The organism is Flavobacterium sp. MEB061 (assembly GCF_000834715.1).
Classification (GTDB): Bacteria; Bacteroidota; Bacteroidia; order Flavobacteriales; family Flavobacteriaceae; genus Flavobacterium; species Flavobacterium pectinovorum.
On the sequence record NZ_JXQR01000074.1, the window covers coordinates 39,982 to 58,856 of the forward strand.

Sequence of the window (18,875 nt, forward strand, 5' to 3'; positions counted from 1 at the left end):
TTTTAAAATTTAGTATTAATTCCACACGAAATAGTTCTGGCTTGTGGATAAGTGTAATTAAATTCTCTAATGCCATTCATCCCGGAAGGACTTTTTTCTTTGTACCAGTAAAGCACATTAGAAACATCAGCAAAAAGAGTTAATGTATCAAGAAAAGTGTTTTTTAAAGGAACATTATAGCTCAGGTTAATATTGCTTATTTTAATGTACGAAGCATCATAAACATATTTGCTCATGTTAGAAATTATGGTATTATCTCCAGGAGAAGGCTGTGAAACTATATCTCCTTGGTTTTTCCAGTAATCATAAGCGTTGACAGACATATTTCTGTTTGACGAAGTTCTGTATTTTGCTACTATTTCTTCTGAAACCAATTTATCTCCACCCCATTGAAAAGCACCATTAATTGATAAAGTAATTTGATTGTTTAATGAAAAAGAATTGCTGAAACCACCAAAAGCTTTTGGCTGTAAATCTCCAATTGGCACCCAGTCGGCCTCGCTAAATGTTCTTGCATAAGTTGTAGAATCATACAGCTGTCCATCTTTTTTAATAAGATCTCTGCCTGTTGCAGGATCAATTCCTACCCAGTTTACACCCCAAATTGTAGTGGTACTGTAACCGGTTTTTTGTGCAAGTGCAAGATTTGCGATAGAATAGTTGCTTCCTAAACCAACTAACTCGGTTACTTTATTGTCTACAGTTGATATATTAAATGCTGATGTCCACTTAAATTTACCTTTTTGAAACCATTTAATTCGCGTTGAAAATTCGAAACCTTTATTATACATGCTTGAAGCATTTAATTGTACCGTTCCATATCCTGTTTCGGTTGGGATATTTCTACTTGTAATCAAATCTTGTAAGTCATCATAATAATATTCTAATGATAATTCAACAGTATTAAATACATTAAAATCGATTCCTGTATTAAATTTTAGATTTTTTTCCCAGCTTAGATTTCCGTTTGGTGCCGCACTTGGATTAGCTTCAAGATATCCGTTATATCCATTTTGCGAAAGCGTATAAAGTCCTTTTGAACGATAAGAACCTATTCGGGAATTTCCTGTTGAGCCATAACTAATTTTAAGTTTTAATAAATCTATCCATGAACTTGATTTTAAAAAATCTTCGTTGCTTGTAATCCAGGCCAAACCTGCGCCGCTGTTGTAAGCAACATTGGTATCATCTCCAAAAACAGAACTTTCGTCACGTCTAAAATTGACTAAAGCGTAATATTTCTTTTTATAATTGTAATTGATTTGTGTAAATAAAGAAACCCTTGAATTATTGCTAAAATCAGATCCTCTAATTTGTCTTGCTGTTGTTTCATCAACCAATGGAGTTGTGGTGTCATCATCCTGAATGGCATCTTCAACTCTGTTAATTACATTTGGATTTGTAAAACCGGAAGCGGATGCATAATCAAAATTGGTTTTTTCTTCAGAAAGTTCAAAGCCTATTACGCCATCAATACCATGATTTGGATTGATTTGTTTATTATATAGCATTTGCCCTTGCCAGTTCCATTTGGTTGAGTTTCGGTTATTAAAAAGGCGTCTTCCCCAGTTTGGATAAGTAGTGCCATTTAAAATAAAAGATCCGTTATTTTGCCCGCTTTCGTTTTCGCCAGAGAACCAGCGATCCTGAACTTTATCAACATAATCCATTCCAAATAAAGTAGAGAATTTTATGTTTTTATTTAGCTCATAAGCTACATTCAAACTTCCTAAAAGTCCACGTGATTCAGTCTCATTTTTGTTTTGCTCAATTGCTGCCAATGGATTTCCTCCTGTATTACCACCGGATACACCTAAATTGGCATAAGTTCCATCAGCATTGTATGGAGATATAGTGGGCAAATAAGCAAAATCATAATAGATGTTTGGAGCATCTTTTTTAATATAACTAGGATTAAGCGATAAATTAATATCCCATTTTGATGCACGATAACCTAAGTTTATCCCTCCATTAAGCTGTTTTGTAGTATTTCCTACTTGTGGTTCATCAATATTTAAATAAGAAATATTGGTTCGGTAAGAGAATTTTGAAGTGGCTCCTGAAACATTAAAATTATACTTATTATAAATGCCAGACCTGTTTAATAAACCAAACCAATCTGTATCAACTCCGTTATAAGCAACAGGAACATAACCGGAAGTTGTATTTTTTAAATATTGATTTCTTACTTCTGTATATTGTTCTCCGTTTAAATATTTAATTTGATTTATTGCAGAAGAAACACCAAGCTGATTGGAGAAACCAAATTTAGCTTTTCCTAATTTCCCTTTTTTGGTTGTAATCAAAATTACACCATTTGCACCATCGGCACCGTAAATACCAACGGCTGCGGCATCTTTTAAAACAGTGAAATTTTCGATATTATCAGGCGAAATCATTGCCAATGGATTTGACAATCCTTCTGCGAGTCTTCCTCCGTCAAAATATTGGCTGTCAATTCCAGTTTGTTCACTCATAATTACACCATCAACTATAATTAAAGGTTGAGTAGATGTACCTAAAATGGAATTACTTAACGATTTCAAACTTCCCTGACCACGAATATTTATTTTTACAGGACCACCAACTCCAGAAGTGTTTTCAATTAAAACCCCCGCAATTTGCCCTTCCAACATTTTATCAACGCTTTCTGAGGCTTGCTGCACCGGAATATCTTTCGCAGTTATAGTCGAAATACTGCCCACAATTTCTTCCTTCAGTTTTGTAGTTCCATAAGATGAAGTAATTACAACGGGATTTAATTCGTCTACAGATTCTTCAAGGTAAAACACAAAATCTTTCTTGTTTTCTGCCTTTTGAGATTGTGGAATCATTCCTAAAAAAGCAACTTCCAGAACAAGATTATTGATGTTATTTCCTTTTAGCTGATAAGCAAATTTTCCATTAAAATCGGTTACAGCACCCATTCCCGTTCCTTTGATGCGAATTGTGGCACCTGGAAGAGGCAGTTTGTCTTTGGCACTATAAACGGTTCCGGTAATGAATCTTTCTGTTTCCTGCGAAGAATTATCTGTTGAAACAGGAGTGGAGCTAGTTAGTAAAACCTGCTTGTTCTGAACGTAAAACGAAATATTTTTTCCTTTAAACAATTGCGTCAAAACAGTTTCTAAAGTTGCATTATCTACATCAATAGACGCTTTTTGATCGGCGTCGATTTTACGGGCATTATAAATGATTCTGAAATTACTTTGCTCTTCGATAGCTTTAATAATTACAGTTAAAGGCTGCTCTTTTTCATGTAAAGTAATCGTTTTATTCTGGGAAAAACCTTTAAAACCAGATATGAACAGGGCTAGGAAAAATAGCATTTTCCTTAAATTGGGTATCGTAAATGTCATGTTTTTAGTTAATTATGGAATATTGGTAATAGTAATAGTATTTTCTTTTATTGCGTAATTAAATGGAGTGTCGCGTTTTAGCAATTCTAAAATATTCTCGACGCTCGACTCACTAATTTTTATAGAACCGGTAAAATTCTGTCTGGCCAAATCAGAATTTTCGTTGATGATTTTTACATCATAAGTGCGCTCTATAATTTTTGCAATAGTTGAAAATGGGGTATCTTTAAAAGCAATATCGCCTTTTGTCCAGGCGGCATAAATACTTGTATCTACGAATTTGGTGGTGATTTTTTTCGAATTGTTTTGCCATGTTGCCATTTGGTTTGGCACCAATAAAACAGCATTTGATTTGTTTTCGACTTCAGCCATTTGAATACTTCCTTCGATCAAAGTGCTATTTACTGTTGGGTTTTCAGGATAAGCGCTTACGTTGAATTTTGTTCCCAAAACTTCAACTTCGACTTTGTTGGCGTGCACGATAAAAGGATGAGTTTTGTCTTTGGCGACTTCAAAAAAAGCTTCACCGGTCAGGTAAACATTTCTTTTTCCGTTTACACCAAATTGCTCCGGGTATTTTAAAGTTGTTCCCGAATTTAAATTCACAACAGTACCGTCTGAAAGCTGTAGTTTGAATCTTTTTCCGTACGGAATTTTAAGTGTATTATACACCACTTCCTGATCCTGAACTTTTCCGAAGTAAACAATTTGGTCTGGAAATTTTTTGGCAATCAAATCTCCTTTGTCATTTACTACTTTCGATTGATTATTTGAAGTAATTAACTCTGAACTTCCGTCTGCGAGTTCTAACACAATTTCTTTTGAAGATGCTGTTTTTTGACTATAATTAAAAGCCAGTTTTGCTAATCCGAAAAGGACTAAAAATACAGAAGCAAATTTTAAGAAGGTTGTTAGTTTGTTTTTCTTTTTGATTGAAATTACAGGAATAGTTTCACTAGAAAAATCTTCAGACAACGAAGTTATTGCCCAGGTCTTTTTTAAATTTATAAACTGTTTTTTATTTTCTTCCGAAGCATCGATCCATTCAAAAAGAGTTTGAATTTCCTGTTCTGAAGCTTCGTTCGATAAATATTTATAGATTATTTCCGATATCATTTTTTGGTTTTTAATCTTTTGGTTTTAGTAAGTACACTTCAGAAATAAAAAACCCTACCTTTTATTTTTAATTATTACAAATAAGAATAAAAAGTAAAAATAAATAATCAGATAATTTTGTTTTTAAAATCTTCAAAGCCTTTGTCATATGGGCTTCTACAGCTTTTAAGGTCACTTGCATTTCTTCTGCTATTTCTGCATTTTTTTTGTTCTCGAATCGTTTTTTTATAAAAACTTCTCGGGTTTTAGTTGGAAGTTCGTTGATTGATTCGTGAATAATACGTTCTAATTCGGTTAATTCTAAAGTGTCAAATTGTATCGAATTTAAGACTTCGATATCCAGTTCTCTTTCTTTCTGATTTAATACATCGCTTTTAAATTTATCCTTCACTTTATTATGACGAATCATATTCAAACATTTCGATTTGGCGTAGGTATATAAAAAAGATTGTATTCCGTTTATAGAATCAACACTTTCCCTGTTTTGCCATAAATAAAGCAAAGCTTCCTGAGCCAGATTTTCTGCTTCATCTTTATCATAAACAAACTGAACGCTAAAAGCCTGAATCCGGCGGAAATATTTGTCGTAGAAATAAGTAAATGCAGCCTGATCTCCTTCTTTAAAAGATTCAAAAAGATTAAGTTCAAAACTGTTATTATCAATCATCGAAACGGATTTCTGTTTTTGGAAAAGCAATATAAGTAATTTCTAAAAACTACTCGTTTTTGCTCAGAATCCGGCAAATATAAAATATTATTTATACTAATTCTAAATAAAATTCAAATAAAGAATATTTACAGAAAAATTATTCAGAATAAGCGTAAAAAAAAATTCCCACCACATAAGTTATATAAGTTCATATAAACTTTGGGATAATTTAAAGCTTAATATAGGTCATCAAATATTAATCACTTATACAAACTTGTATGGTTAAAAAACTGTAAAGGTTTATGAGCTCATATCGTGAAAAAATATATAACTGCAAAGAGTATTATATGGTCTTAATTAAAGTTTAGTTTTAATCTGCACAAAGTTTATATGAACTTATATAACTTATATGGTGAAAAAATCATTCATTTATAATCAAATCTATATCTTGAGATAATCCCGTATCAATTTCGCCTTTTGTTCTATTTGTCATTGTATACGGAGAAAGTCTGCCATTTTTAATGATTTCTTCCTTAGAATAAACTAAATCGTAATACATAATCAGATCGTCTGGATTTGTTGGTACAGCGGTATTTTTTTTAGCCGCCGGAATATCCTGATAATAATATCTTGACTTTTTTAGATCTGGATATTTGCTTCTTAAATAGTCATTTATGGTATATGTTGCGCCATCAATTTTGTATAAATCTTCTGTGAGTATTCCGGTAATGGTGAGATTTTGAATGTTTTGTTTTAAGTTTTTATAAGCTTCTTTTGTAGTCGAAAAATCAGATTGCAAAAGATTATTTTTATCTGATAATTTTCTAATCACCGAAAGTCTTACCAGATCGCCGTTTATTTCAATTACTTTAAAAGCAAAATAATAATTCTGCATACTTTGGCTTCCGTTTGAGCCTCTTTTTTTGCTAAAAATAAAACTGCCAACTTGTAGTTTGTGTTCCGGACTATTAATTGCTTTTTTCCATGCATAAGGTCTGTAAACGAATTGTTTAAGAACGTAGAAAACTGCAATTATAAGTAAGCTTATTAATATTATTTTTTTCATTTCTACTTGGAGTGTATTTTACCGCAAAGTACGCAAAGTTTTTACCGCAAAGAGCACAAAGTTTTAGAATAAGCGGTTTTTTATAAAAACAAAGTTCGCAAAGCTTTGTGTAAAAACTTTGCGAATCTCTGTGAAAACCTTTGTGAATCTCTGTGGTAAAACTCACCACAAAGCCTAGCGTACTTTGCGTAAACCCTTGCGCTCTTTGCGGTTAAGAAAAGTTACGCTTGAAGTTTGTATATCCGAAACCAATCAACAATAAATTAAAAATTAATAACGGAAGAAAAGCTTTCACAAAACTTATTGAAGATTCATCACTAAAAGTTTCAACCTTAAATTTAGACCAGTTTTCTTTCTCTACCGGAGTATTATCAAAAATTTTTGGATAAAAATACAATCGCATTTTTTCGTGAAAGTCTTTTGTTTTTTGCATAAACAAAAGTTGATTTCCTAAATCCGATTTTGCAATTTCATTCAACTGAATCTGTGTGTGCAAAGTTGGTATAAATTGTGCAATTCTCTGGCTTGCCTGATTTCTTTGTGTCAGCTTGGTTTCTAATTCTTTTGACTGAATTGCCGATTCGTCGTCACCCATTTGCTGCATGGCATAATACCAAAGCCAGCTAAATTCCTTATCCGGCAAAGGATAACTTTTAAATTGAGGATAATGTTTGTAGAATTTATCAAGCGTTGTTTGCTTATCCATATCCCATTTTTCATGATAGGCATTTCGTTGTTTTAAAGTCAATTCTAAAGCTTCGGGAACGGGATATTTATTTACTATATAAGTATTAATTGTTGCCGGTAAAATAATAATCAAAAACAGCCAGATTGTTAACAAAATAACGGCATTAAAATTTGAATTCTTTTGCAATGAAACAATAAAAAAGCAAACCGAAAACCAAAAAAGAATGTACAAAATACTTAGAATGTAAAATGTAAAAAGTGATTTGTTAAATGGAATATCCAGTATAAAAATGGCAATGAAAATTACAATTGTTAGTAATGCAATTAAACTTAAAATTCTAATGTAGAATAGTTTAATGATGTATGAAAATGTATTATCAGTTTGTGTTGCCACAATTTTCCAGGTTCCGCTTTCTTTTTCTTCAGAAACAATATTATAGGTAAAAGCGATTATTAAAAGTGGAAAAAGATAAACCAAAACAAAACTAAAATCAATGTTTCCTAACAAAAGATTACTCGGATTATTTAATTCCGAATCATATTTCTGACCTTCCAAACCGCGAATTGTAACACTTTGAATCGACGGGTTTACGTCTCGCTGTCCAATTGCCAGACTGTTTATAGGAAACGTTTTATTGACTAGCGAAAACTTGACATAATAGAGCAAAAGCCCAATCTCGTCTTTATGAAAAGCGGCATTTCGCGCAATATGCTCTTTTTGATATTCAGCAGCTTCGGCGATATTTTTAGTTTGTTTTTCCTGAAATTGTTTTCCAATTAAAAGGCTTATAAATCCGATGAGAAATAGAAACAATAATCCAATTTTTGTCCCTTTCGATCGAATGAAATTTTTAAATAGTAATGCTAACATATTAAATGGCTTTAAGGTTTTTTGAGGCTATTTTGATGAAAATAAACAGTAAACTAATCCACAGAAAAAGAGAAATGACCGAAGTGATTTCATTTTTTAAAATTGCCCGGATTCCTTTTGGTTCATAATGAAATTCCTTTACTTCTGCCCAATGATCTTTGCCAATTAAAGCCGGTTTACTTTTATCATTACTGATATATTTAATTTGTAAAGCATTCATTTTTTGAGCCATATTATAACGATAGGTTTCGGCTTGTTTCTGGAAATCGATATACGAATCATAATCGGTATTTGACAAGGCCATAGAAAGGTTTTTCATCGCGATATACGGATTTAAAAATGACATGGCTCTGGAAAAACTGTTTTGTTTTTGGTAAACATGAAGCAAAGTGTCCAAATGTCTGTTGTAAATTCTGGCGCTTATTTTTTCGCCTTCGGTCATGATAAAACCGGAATAATTAAAAGGCAATTTTTGAACCGAATCGACTTTGTAAACCGCAAGCAAAGAGTCTTTTATTGCTTTATAATGCAGATCATTCGGATTGTGGCTGTCTCCTTGTTTCAGAATGTCTTTTTCGATGTTGCTGTTAAATTCTATTTTTGAAGGAGCTTCAAAAATATAAGCGCCAATTGCCTGTGTAACTCTTGGCAAAATAATCGTAAAAAGCAGCCAGATTCCGATAAGGGAAATCAAAGCTTTTTTTGAGGTTTTGCTTAAAGCAGAAATCAGAACCGCGATGACGCAAAAGAATATTAAATACAAAAAATGAAATACAATAAACAGAATCATCTTAATCGTTTCATCAAATGAAATGGTGAAACTTTGAAGCACTAACCAAATGAAAACCAAAACGATAATTGTTGGAATAAACAATAGCATGATTACAGAAGCAATTCCGAGAGTTTTACCTAACAAAAGCTGTTTCCAGTTAATTCCCTGACTTAAAAGAAGTTTTAAAGTTCCATTTTCTCTTTCGGCTGCGACTGAATTAAATCCGAAGAAAAAAATCAGCAAAGGCAATAAAATTTGCAAAATCATGGCAATGCTAATTTCACCAAAACGTAACATACTGTTAGAGAATCCGGCTTCAGAAAAATTGGCTGTATTTTGTTTGTGAGCTTCAAGGAAAATGGCATTTCCGAAAAACGGTTCCATTCCAAATTCAAAAACACTTAGCGAAGTACTTTTGCGGAAAGCAAAATTGCCGTAATGTGCCATTCGGTGCGGGTTTTTATCCGGATTTTTCAACCAGTCTTCGCGAGATTCGTGCTGGTATTTTGCGCTGGTTTCGTTTTGATTGGTATAATTTTCCCAGCCAGAAAAAACGGCGTAAGCGAGTAAAATACCAATAAAAAAAGTAATTATAAAAACAGCCGAATTCTTAAAAGCGGAGTTTTTTAAATGTTTTGCAATTAAAATTTCTACGTGTAAAGACATGGCTTTTATTAAAATTTATAAGTTAAAGTAAGCGTTGCATTTCGTGGCGCACCAGGAAATAAACGCAGATAATTTTGTGCACCCAGCCAATAGGTTTTATTAAAAATATTACCCGCATTAATGGCAATTTGCATATTGCTGTTAGTAGGTTTGTAATATAAAGCAGCATCAAAAACAGTAAAATCAGGAAGGGTAAAATCTCTGGTGAACCAAGGAATTTTGCTGCTTTGATACTGCATTCCCAAACCAATCCCAAAATCATTTAAAACAGAATCAGAGTTAAAATTGTAGCGTGTCCATAAATTTGCGCTGTTTTTTGGTGTGTTTTGTTTTCTTGCACCAATTAACGAAGCGTCGCGATCATTTACAATTTCGGCATCGATATAACTGTATGAAGCATTTATTTGCCAATCACGCGTGATATATCCCGCCAAATCGCACTCGAAACCACGGCTTCTTTCGGCACCTCTGGTAACCAATAAATCAGGATTTGCAGGATCATTGGCATTCATCAAAATATTACGCTGATTGATTTCGTAAATCGCAGCATTAAAACTCATCGTATTGTCAAAAAAGGTTGCTTTTAACCCCACTTCTTTCAAATTACTTTCAAGCGGATCAAATAAACTTCCTGCTGGTAAACTTCCTGTTTGCGGCATTAAAGTAACAGTATTTGATTGTGGCTGATAGCCTTCCAGATAAGTTGTATATACGTTAATAGCTTTATTTACAGCATAAGTAACACCAACACGAGGCAGTAAAGCTTGTTTTTTTACTTTTAGTTCGTTGTTGGTTTCATAATTTGTAATGTCTTCAAACCACTCGTTTCTCAAACCCAATATAAAAGTAAACCTTTCCCACTGAATCATATCCTGAATATAAATAGCATTGGTTGTCGTTAATGCCGATGGCAATGCTGTTCTCACATTCAAAGTATAATCTTCGGGACTTCGAACTGTGTATACCGGATTATTTAAGTTGAAAAAATTTACGTTTGGTTTTGGCAATACAACACCGTCAACTGTAATGGTTTGATAATTTGAAGCGTTTGCAGGGACAAAAGTACCGGAAACCGTTCCGTCTTTTAATAAATACCCTCTTGCTGCATTTTGTCCGCCGCCTTTGGTTTTGTTCCAACTGCTTAAATCATAACCTGCCAATAATTTATGTTTTAGTTTTCCGGTTTTAATATCAAAATTAAAATAGGTACTTAAATTGTCTACATTCCAATATTGCTGACGCTGAACAAATTGCATCATCGCCAAACTTGTTACGGGCTGATTGTTCATATCGACCGCAAAAGCATTTGTAGTTCTGTGTTCCTGAAGATCTTCTGTCCAGGATTGTTTCATATATTGGGCATTAAAACCAATTTTTGAAGTGAATTTATGCGCAAAATTGGTCATCATAATAAGTTCTTTCGACTTAAAAAAATCACTTGGCGCACCCAAATTCAGACTAATTGGCGTTTTATTTAAATTGGTAACTCCGGCAACGGCACCAAAAATTGGCTGACCACGATCCAGAATTCCAGTCATATCGCTTAAGATTAATTCGGCGTTAATAGCCGTTTTTTCATTGGGAATATAACTGAATGACGGAGAAACCAAAAACGATTTATTGCCCACTAAATCACGAAACGATTTGGCTTCCTGATACGCTGCATTTACGCGATATAAAAGTGTTTTTGATTCGTTTAAAGGTCCTGTAAAATCTAGTGCTCCACGAAAAGTACTAAAACTGCCAACGCTCAAAGTAACTTCTTTTCGGTCTGTCGCCAAAGGTTTTTTGGTCACCAAATTAATACTTCCGCCCGGATCTACAGATGAAAATGTAGCACTCGACGGCCCTTTTATGACTTCAACACGTTCGATATTATTGGTTAAAGGCTGTAAAAAGTAATATTGTCGGGTTCGCATTCCGTTGATAATCTGACCTTCTTCGTTTTGGCTGATTCCGCGAATGGTGTATTGATTGTAATAACTTGATGGAATTACACCACTCGTCATTTTTACGGCATCGGCGAGATAAAAAGCGGCTTTATCGGCAATTAATTCTTTGGTGACAGTCGAAATAGATTGCGGAATATCTTTGTTTAGTGCCGCCGTTTTTGTCGCTGCAAAAGAATAATCGCTGTTGTATTTTTTAGTAGACCGGCCAACAATTTCAACGGTTTGCAATTCGTTGACTGCTTTTGTTTTAATGGAATCTTTGGCAATGCTATCAGTAACTTTATTGGTTTGAGATTGTGCGTAATGTGTCCCAATTATTAAAAATATAAAGGAAAATAGCTGTTTCATTTTTATGTTGATGGAAATCTTTCCTTTTTAAACTGTTTGTAAATACAAATCTTCCAGTTCATTGGCCGAAATTTTTTCAGCTTCAATAACCGTTACCAGATTTCCCTGTTTCATAATTCCGATATGTGTTGCGACTTCACGCGCTCTGAAAATATCGTGCGTTGCCATTAAAATCGCCGTTCCGTCTGCAGAAAGTTCTTTCAGGATTTGAGAAAATTCATTTGAAGCTTTTGGATCTAAACCACTTGTAGGTTCGTCTAATAAAAGCACTTTTGCTTTTTTGGCAATCGCAATCGCAATTCCCACTTTTTGTCGCATTCCTTTAGAATATCCGCCAAGGTTTTGATCGTGAGCTTTGGTTTGCAAACCGGCTTTTGCTAGAAAATAAGTTAGTTCTCCGGTAGAATAGTTAAATCCGGCCAGAGAAGAAAAGAATTTAAGGTTCTCTAAACCAGTAAGATTGGGATATAACATTACAGTTTCGGGAATGTAAGCCACATCTTTTTTTGTTTTTTCAGCATCGGTTACAACCGAAATATCATTGATTTTAATTTCTCCCTGCGTTGGTTTTATAAATCCAAGAAAAAGGTTTATCGTTGTTGTTTTTCCGGCACCGTTTTGTCCCAAAAGAGCAAAGATTTCGCCTTTGTTAATTGTTAGATTCAAGTTGTTTAGGGCAATATTATCGCCGTATTTTTTAGTCAGATTTTCTGCTGTAAGCATGGTTTTATATTTGTTTGGGATTTAATTTTAATAATAAGATTATCGAATCAATAAACTTTATTAAAGCTTATTAATCAGAATATTATATAATAGTGGAAGGTGTTGTTTACTAACGAATTAAACAGTTTTCTTCAAGAGAAAAAAGTACATTTTGAGATTTTGTTCTATTCGCCAAAATAGAATTCATCAAAAAAATGAAATAGTGATACTATTTGCTTTTAAATAAAGCAAAAGTTCATTCTAAATAAATTTCGTTAAGTAAACTAAAATAGAGTAGGAGGCGCTCGTAAAGCAAAGAGACTGCCTTTAAAAAATGTTGAAGTTTCTCTATTGTAGAAAAATACAGTTAAAGTTGAAACCTCTTGTTTGTGAAATGAAAAAGTATGAAATGAATTTGAAATAAAAGTACTAAATGTAAAATGACAAACAGGACAATTATTTTCTACACTATGACTGTGTGTAATTTGATTTTTATGAGCGCTGTATTTATGCTCGCAAGGTTTTTCTGTTAATTGCTTATAAACGTGTTCGTAAGAATGTATCGTTTGAAACAGCATGGCGAACAATACTGTCAACGACATTAAAAGATTAATTATTAAAAATTTCTTTTTCTTCATTCTTGATTTTGGAAAATCTTTTGTGGAAAATAACGCAACTTGGTTGCAAATATAGAGATCTTATTTGCAAATTATATAAGGTTGGTGATTTTATTTTTGGGAATGAATTTCTTGGGAATTAAAGAATCTATAAAAATCAGAATTTAGTGTAGTCCAAATTTTTTCTTTTTTCCGAATAATAAAAACAGCACATTTTTTATTTTTTCTTCAAGAGAAGTACGTAAAATAGAGAAAGCTTTCGTGATTTGAGCTTCGACTGTTTTTACAGAAACGTCAAGATGTTCTGCAATCTCTATATTGGTCAAACCTTCTTTTTTGCTCAAAATAAAAACCTCTTTGCATTTTGGCGGCAAGTTTTGAATTTCTTTGTTTACAACATTTAAAACACGCTGAAATGATTCTGAATCATCTTCAAAAACAATAGAATTCAAAGCATCATAATACGATTTTTCGAGAGAAAATAACGATTGGTTTTTTCTATACAAATCAATGAATTCATTGTAAACCAATTTATAAAGAAAACTTTTAAGGGCATGGTCTGATTTTAATCTGGTGCGCTGTTCCCACACTTTAATAAAAACATTTTGCACGATGTCTTCGGCGCTGTAAATGTTTTTTACCAGACTGTTTGCATAAACGCAAAGTTTATGATGATAAGTATCGATTAAATACGAGTACGCTTTTTCATCTCCGTTTCTCAGAGCTTCAATCAGCGCGTTGTTATCGTTATAATCATCATTTTTCATAGAAACAAATATATAAATTAATGGGTTTTAGGATTCATTTAGTAGCTTAATTTCGCTCAGAATCGGTGTTTTACCATTTTTTACTTGAATTTTATTACAAATAAAAAGGAGCAAAAAAGCAAAGATAAATCATTTACCTTATTATTTCTATTGAATTAGTATAGTTTTATTGAGAGAAAAGACTTGTGAAAAACATAAAATTCATCAAAATGAAAAAAACTTTATCAAATTGTTAGGGTTTTGTTTTTTGGCTTCGTAATAATATTAAAAATAACTAAAATGACAGTGAAAAAGTCAGAACGATTAATTGTAAAATACATCACCAATCAGGCCGATCAAAAAGAAATTGAAAAGTTAACAAAGTGGCTTGAAAAGGACGAGAACAAAATTACGTTTAAGGAGTTTGTAAAAACAAATTATGCCGTTGATAAGGTAATGTACACTTTTGATTCTACGGAAGTAAAAAAACAATTATCTGAAAGAATTCAAAGTGAGAAAAGTGTTTTCTATAAAAGAAGATTCTCCTCTTATTATAAATATGCAGCGATATTAATATTGGTTCTGGGCAGTTTTTATTTCTATACAAACCCGACTTTATTTCATCATAAAGATAATGTTGTGGTTCCGAGAGAAGATGATATTGTTTTACAATTTGGTAACGAATCAGAACAAACGATTGATCTGTCTGAAGAAAGAAATGTTACCGATAAATTTGGAAACATAATAGGAAAACAAAGCAAAAGCAAACTGGTTTATACAAATACTTTGTCGGGCGGCGAATTGGTTTATAATACGTTGAAGATTCCGTACGGCAAAAAGTTTGAAGTTCAATTATCTGACGGAACTATTGTGCATTTAAACTCGGGAACATCGTTGCGATATCCGGTTCAGTTTATTAAAAATAAAAGCCGACAAGTTTTTCTAACTGGCGAAGCTTATTTTGAAGTTGCCAAAGATAAAGCGCATCCGTTTACGGTAAATACACAAGAAGTTGATGTGGAAGTTTTGGGAACTAAGTTTAACGTGAATTCGTATACAGAAGATACAAGCACTGATATTGTGTTGGTTGAAGGTAAGGTTTCGCTTTATAAAGGTCAAAAAACAAACGAGAATCAGGTTTATTTAACTCCGGGATTAAAGGGAACAAACGTAAAAGGACAACCGACAATTACAAAAGCAGAAGTAAATACAGATTATTATACTGCGTGGGTAAAAGGAAGTTTAGTATTTAAAAATGAATCTTTTGCGTCGATCATTAAAAAACTTGAACGTCATTACAATGTAACTTTCATCAACAGAAATAAAGTTTTAGGAAAAGAAATTTTTAACGCCCGTTTTGACAATGAACCGATAGAAGTGGTTTTGAAATATTTCAACGACAGTTATGCTATTGATTATAAGATTGATGAAGATGAGATTGTGATTAGGTAGTTTGGTTAAGAGGAAAGAAGCAAGAAGCAAGAGAATAGAAAATAGAATATAGAATATAGAAAATAGAATAAATACAGAATCTAAAATCTAAAATCAACAATCTAAAATTAAATAAGAATCTAAAATTTAAAAAACGCCTATGAAGCAAAAATCCCGCTAAAAGGATCGTGTTTAAAAAAGAACCGGAAAATGCGCCAACATTTTCCGGTAGATAAAAATGCGATCAGTTAATTAACCAACCACACTAAAAAACATTTAAAAGTATGAAAAAACTCTTGAACAAAATTAGGTTTGATAAGCCTTTTTTGAAATTTGATTTGAAAATGAAATTGACTACAATATTTTTATTGACCACTTTATCTGTAATGCACGCTGGGGTTTCGTACTCACAAAAAGCGAAGATTTCTTTCAATGCAAACAATATGACTGTTGCAAAAGTGATTGAAAAGCTTGAGTATACTACAGATTACAGATTTGTTTACAATGTTAGATCTGTTGATCTGGACCGAATTATAGACATTAGTCTAACAAATGTTTCGATGGAAAATATTTTGAGCGTAATTTTTAATAATACGGGAACGGATTTTAAAATTTCGGGTTCTCATATTGTTCTAAGTGCCAAAAAAGCACCGGAAGAAACCAAATCTAAACCAGTTGTAACAGAAGCCCAGGATTTTATTGTAAAAGGTAGAGTTACAGACGAAAAAGGAATGCCTTTAGTAGGTGCCGCGATTTCTGATAACGGTTCGGGAAGAGGTGTACAAACTGATTTTAATGGTGAATATCAAATTATTGCAGTAAGCAGTGAAACTACTTTGGCTTTTGCCTATTTGGGATTTGAGAGACAGGAAATTAAAGTTGAGGGTAGAAATGTTATAAATGTTGTTTTGAAGGAAGATGTTCTGGAATTAGAAGGTCTTGTTTTAAAGACAGGTTATCAGGACATTAGTGCCGAGAAAGCGACAGGATCTTTTTCCAGTTTAAAAGCAAAGGATTTTCAGGAGCAACGTTTAAGTAGTTTAGACAACATTTTGGAAGGACGTATCGTTGGATATCAAAATGGAAAAATTCGTGGTACAACTACTATGACAGGTAAAAGTACTCCTTTATATGTTATTGATGGATTTCCGGTTGAGAATACAAAATTAACTCCGTATTCTACAATAGAAGAAAATTTGCCTAATCTGAATTTAGAAGATATTGAAACGATTACGGTTTTAAAAGATGCGGCAGCTTCTTCTATTTATGGTGCGCGTGCAGCTAATGGAGTTGTGGTAATTACAACTAAAAAAGCAAAAGCAGGACAAACAAATATTTCGTTTTCAAGTAATTTAACAATTACTCCTTATAGAAATTATACAGGAAACCTGACAGATTCTGCAGATATTATCAGTTTAGAAAGAGGATGGGCAGACGGAAACCCTAATTTAAAAACGGCTAATGCAAGTACTTATTCACAATCATTGCTTAATAATGCTGTATTTACAAGTTTAGGAATGCAGACTATTTTAAATGGTTATGCAGGAAATATTTCACAAACAGAAATGAACGGTCGTTTGGATCAGCTTGGCTCTCAAGGTTATAAATATTATGACGATGTAGCTAAATATGCTAAACGTGATCAATATTTTTTACAGCACAATCTTAGTTTAGGCAAAGCAACAGAAACAAATACTTTTAATGCTTCTTTGACATACAAAAGCAATCAGTTTGAAGATATGTATTCTGAAAACGAAACAGTTGGTCTTAACTTAAAAAACTCAACTGAGATTAACAGCTGGCTTTCTTTGGATTTAGGATCTTATACCAATTTTGGAAAAGGTGATACGCAGAGTTATCTGCCTACAAATCCAGCTTCTGTTTCAAACAATCCTGGTTATAAATATATGCCATACAATCAGTTAGTTAATGACGATGGAACTAATTTTGTTTCTACACCAGAATCTCGCTACAATGCTTTTACGCTAAATTCTATCAAAAACTATGGTCTTTATGATATGAACATTACGCCAATGGATGAGCTGGGAAGAAATCTTACAGAAAGTAAAAATTTCCTAAACCGAACATTTGCCAAGTTTAATGTAAAATTCAGTAATGCATTTACTTATAATGCCATGTTTCAATACGAATTTGGTTCAGATCGTGCCAACCAGTTATTTGATAAAGACTCATATTACGTAAGAAGTATGGTAAATAGTATGGTGACAATTGCCAATAACAAAGCAGTTTATAATTTGCCTTACGGAGATATTATAAAAAATACAGAGCAGATTACAAATGCTTATAATTTCCGTCAACAGTTAAATTTCAATAAAACTTTTAACGAAAAGCATGATGTATCTGCTATTGCAGGTATGGAAATTCGTCACACTAAGCTACAATTCAATACTAATACACGTTATGGTTATGATGCCCAAACTTTAGGTTTTGCACCGGTAAATCAGGCAGATCTTCTTAAAGTATACGGAAGCGTTTTTGGAGGATCTATGATACAAGACGATTTTTCATTAGAAAAAGAATTATTAAACCGTTACGTTTCTGTTTATGGAACAGGAGGTTATACTTATGATAAAAAGTATTCATTATCAGGAAGTTTAAGATGGGACCGTTCTAATCTTTGGGGAACCGACAGCGAATATCAAAATAAGCCTACATGGTCTGCCGGAGCCGGATGGAATATCGATAAAGAATCTTTCTTTACTGCTTCATGGGTAGACGCACTTAAAGTTCGTGTTTCTTATGGTATTGGTGGAAATATTGCTAAAGATTCTGCACCGTATTTAACAGCTTATTATAATTCTAATCCAAATGTTGGAGGAAATCAGGGAACTGTTAGCGCAAGACCAAATCCGGAATTATCATGGGAAAAAACAACTACAACCAATGTTGGTTTGGATTTCTCCTTCTTCAAAAACAGATTAGGAGGAACTTTAGATTATTATAAGAAAAAAGGTGAAAACTTATTAGCAAGCAGCCAGGGAATTCCAACAGAAGGATGGGGATATTCTACTTATAAAATCAATAACGGAGAAATGACCAACAAAGGTATCGAAGTTAGTTTAAGAGGAACAATCGTAAAAACACCTTCATTCTCCTGGGACGCGGCTGTTTTATATGCCAATAACAAAAACAAGGTAGATTATGTAAATGTAAAAGCACCTGTTTATTACCTGCAGTTAGATCATGCTGATTCTTTTCCAAGAGTAGGCACCAACTTTAATTCTATTTATGGTTATAAATGGGCAGGATTAAGCAGTACAGGAATTCCGCAAGTTTATGATGCTTCGGGAACTGCGGTAAAATACAATCCGGGACAATTAGAAGCGATTGAAGATTATGGTTCAACAGTTCCTACGCATAGCGGTTCATTCCATACTTCTGCCAATTATAAGAATTTCTCGCTTTCGGCACTTTTCATTTATGAGTTAGGACACAAGGTAAGAAATTCATTTCTTCCAATGCTAAATAATAGTTACAATGGAGCAGCAGGAGGTTACGTAACCGATATTACCGTAGTAAACAATCATATTGCCGATCGTTGGATGCAGCCTGGTGACGAAGCTTTTACAAATATTCCGAGAGCGGTTTACGAATATGATCCGGAATTTAATTCAGATTCCCGTACTATTTATTCGTATGCAGATATTAATATTCTGGATGCTTCAAATGTGAGATTAAGCAACATTTCATTAGCGTACCAAATGCCGGCGGCACTTATTAAAAAAGTAAAACTAGACGGCATACGTTTCAATTTAAACGCAGAAAACGTATATACTTTTGCAAAAAGCAGAGATGCTAAGTTCATTTTAGGCGGTTTTACTTCTCCAAGTTTTGTTTTAGGCGTAAATGTTAATTTCTAATTTATAAATACT

At 33.1% G+C, this 18,875-nt stretch carries 12 protein-coding genes; 2 read left to right on the plus strand and 10 right to left on the minus strand.

All coding sequences use genetic code 11. The annotated features are described in order from the left end of the window. Positions 1 to 2: 2 nt before the first annotated feature. From RT99_RS21375 to RT99_RS21420, 10 genes are all read right to left on the minus strand, one after another. Positions 3 to 3,329: a SusC/RagA family TonB-linked outer membrane protein gene (locus RT99_RS21375; RefSeq protein WP_242607238.1), complete on the minus strand. Its 3,327-nt coding sequence runs from the start codon at positions 3,327 to 3,329 to the stop codon at positions 3 to 5. A 42-nt stretch (positions 3,330 to 3,371) separates the two neighbouring features. Next, entirely contained in the window at positions 3,372 to 4,475 is a 1,104-nt protein-coding gene (locus tag RT99_RS21380; protein ID WP_042566781.1) for a FecR family protein, read from the minus strand. Positions 4,476 to 4,542: 67 nt separating this feature from the next. Continuing rightward, a complete protein-coding gene (locus RT99_RS21385) occupies positions 4,543 to 5,142 on the minus strand; it encodes an RNA polymerase sigma-70 factor (RefSeq protein WP_042566782.1) in 600 nt (199 codons plus the stop codon). A 403-nt stretch (positions 5,143 to 5,545) separates the two neighbouring features. Continuing rightward, positions 5,546 to 6,190 carry a hypothetical protein gene (locus tag RT99_RS21390; RefSeq protein ID WP_042566783.1) on the minus strand — a complete coding sequence of 215 codons (645 nt, stop codon included), beginning with the start codon at positions 6,188 to 6,190 and terminating at the stop codon, positions 5,546 to 5,548. Between the two features lie 211 nt (positions 6,191 to 6,401). Next, positions 6,402 to 7,748 (minus strand): DUF3526 domain-containing protein, encoded by a 1,347-nt coding sequence (locus RT99_RS21395; RefSeq protein ID WP_042566784.1) that lies wholly within the window; start codon positions 7,746 to 7,748, stop codon positions 6,402 to 6,404. 1 nt (position 7,749) lies between these two features. Next, positions 7,750 to 9,186: a DUF3526 domain-containing protein gene (locus tag RT99_RS21400; protein ID WP_042566785.1), complete on the minus strand. Its 1,437-nt coding sequence runs from the start codon at positions 9,184 to 9,186 to the stop codon at positions 7,750 to 7,752. An 8-nt stretch (positions 9,187 to 9,194) separates the two neighbouring features. After that, positions 9,195 to 11,486, minus strand: coding sequence for a TonB-dependent siderophore receptor (locus RT99_RS21405; RefSeq protein ID WP_042566786.1), 2,292 nt, complete (start codon positions 11,484 to 11,486; stop codon positions 9,195 to 9,197). 27 nt (positions 11,487 to 11,513) lie between these two features. Next, entirely contained in the window at positions 11,514 to 12,209 is a 696-nt protein-coding gene (locus tag RT99_RS21410) for an ABC transporter ATP-binding protein (protein ID WP_042566787.1), read from the minus strand. A 263-nt stretch (positions 12,210 to 12,472) separates the two neighbouring features. Next, complete coding sequence (locus RT99_RS21415) at positions 12,473 to 12,826, minus strand: hypothetical protein (protein WP_242607239.1); 354 nt, start codon at positions 12,824 to 12,826, stop codon at positions 12,473 to 12,475. Between the two features lie 143 nt (positions 12,827 to 12,969). Continuing rightward, on the minus strand, positions 12,970 to 13,572 hold the full coding sequence (locus RT99_RS21420) for an RNA polymerase sigma factor (protein ID WP_042566788.1): 603 nt from the start codon (positions 13,570 to 13,572) through the stop codon (positions 12,970 to 12,972). A 279-nt stretch (positions 13,573 to 13,851) separates the two neighbouring features. Between RT99_RS21420 and RT99_RS21425 the strand changes: the two genes are divergently transcribed. Next, a complete protein-coding gene (locus RT99_RS21425) occupies positions 13,852 to 15,003 on the plus strand; it encodes a FecR family protein (RefSeq protein WP_042566789.1) in 1,152 nt (383 codons plus the stop codon). Between the two features lie 323 nt (positions 15,004 to 15,326). Continuing rightward, the gene (locus tag RT99_RS21430) at positions 15,327 to 18,863 is read left to right on the plus strand and encodes a SusC/RagA family TonB-linked outer membrane protein (RefSeq protein WP_242607240.1); all 3,537 of its coding nucleotides are present in this window, start codon (positions 15,327 to 15,329) and stop codon (positions 18,861 to 18,863) included. Positions 18,864 to 18,875: the final 12 nt, after the last annotated feature.

Excerpts from the sequence above, each read along its gene's own strand:
- RT99_RS21375 (WP_242607238.1), bottom strand. The coding sequence starts at position 3,329 with ATGCTATTTTTCCTAGCCCTGTTCATATCTGGTTTTAAAGGTTTTTCC.
- RT99_RS21380 (WP_042566781.1), bottom strand. The coding sequence starts at position 4,475 with ATGATATCGGAAATAATCTATAAATATTTATCGAACGAAGCTTCAGAA.
- RT99_RS21385 (WP_042566782.1), bottom strand. The coding sequence starts at position 5,142 with ATGATTGATAATAACAGTTTTGAACTTAATCTTTTTGAATCTTTTAAA.
- RT99_RS21390 (WP_042566783.1), bottom strand. The coding sequence starts at position 6,190 with ATGAAAAAAATAATATTAATAAGCTTACTTATAATTGCAGTTTTCTAC.
- RT99_RS21395 (WP_042566784.1), bottom strand. The coding sequence starts at position 7,748 with ATGTTAGCATTACTATTTAAAAATTTCATTCGATCGAAAGGGACAAAA.
- RT99_RS21400 (WP_042566785.1), bottom strand. The coding sequence starts at position 9,186 with ATGTCTTTACACGTAGAAATTTTAATTGCAAAACATTTAAAAAACTCC.
- RT99_RS21405 (WP_042566786.1), bottom strand. The coding sequence starts at position 11,486 with ATGAAACAGCTATTTTCCTTTATATTTTTAATAATTGGGACACATTAC.
- RT99_RS21410 (WP_042566787.1), bottom strand. The coding sequence starts at position 12,209 with ATGCTTACAGCAGAAAATCTGACTAAAAAATACGGCGATAATATTGCC.
- RT99_RS21415 (WP_242607239.1), bottom strand. The coding sequence starts at position 12,826 with ATGAAGAAAAAGAAATTTTTAATAATTAATCTTTTAATGTCGTTGACA.
- RT99_RS21420 (WP_042566788.1), bottom strand. The coding sequence starts at position 13,572 with ATGAAAAATGATGATTATAACGATAACAACGCGCTGATTGAAGCTCTG.
- RT99_RS21425 (WP_042566789.1), top strand. The coding sequence starts at position 13,852 with ATGACAGTGAAAAAGTCAGAACGATTAATTGTAAAATACATCACCAAT.
- RT99_RS21430 (WP_242607240.1), top strand. The coding sequence starts at position 15,327 with ATGAAATTGACTACAATATTTTTATTGACCACTTTATCTGTAATGCAC.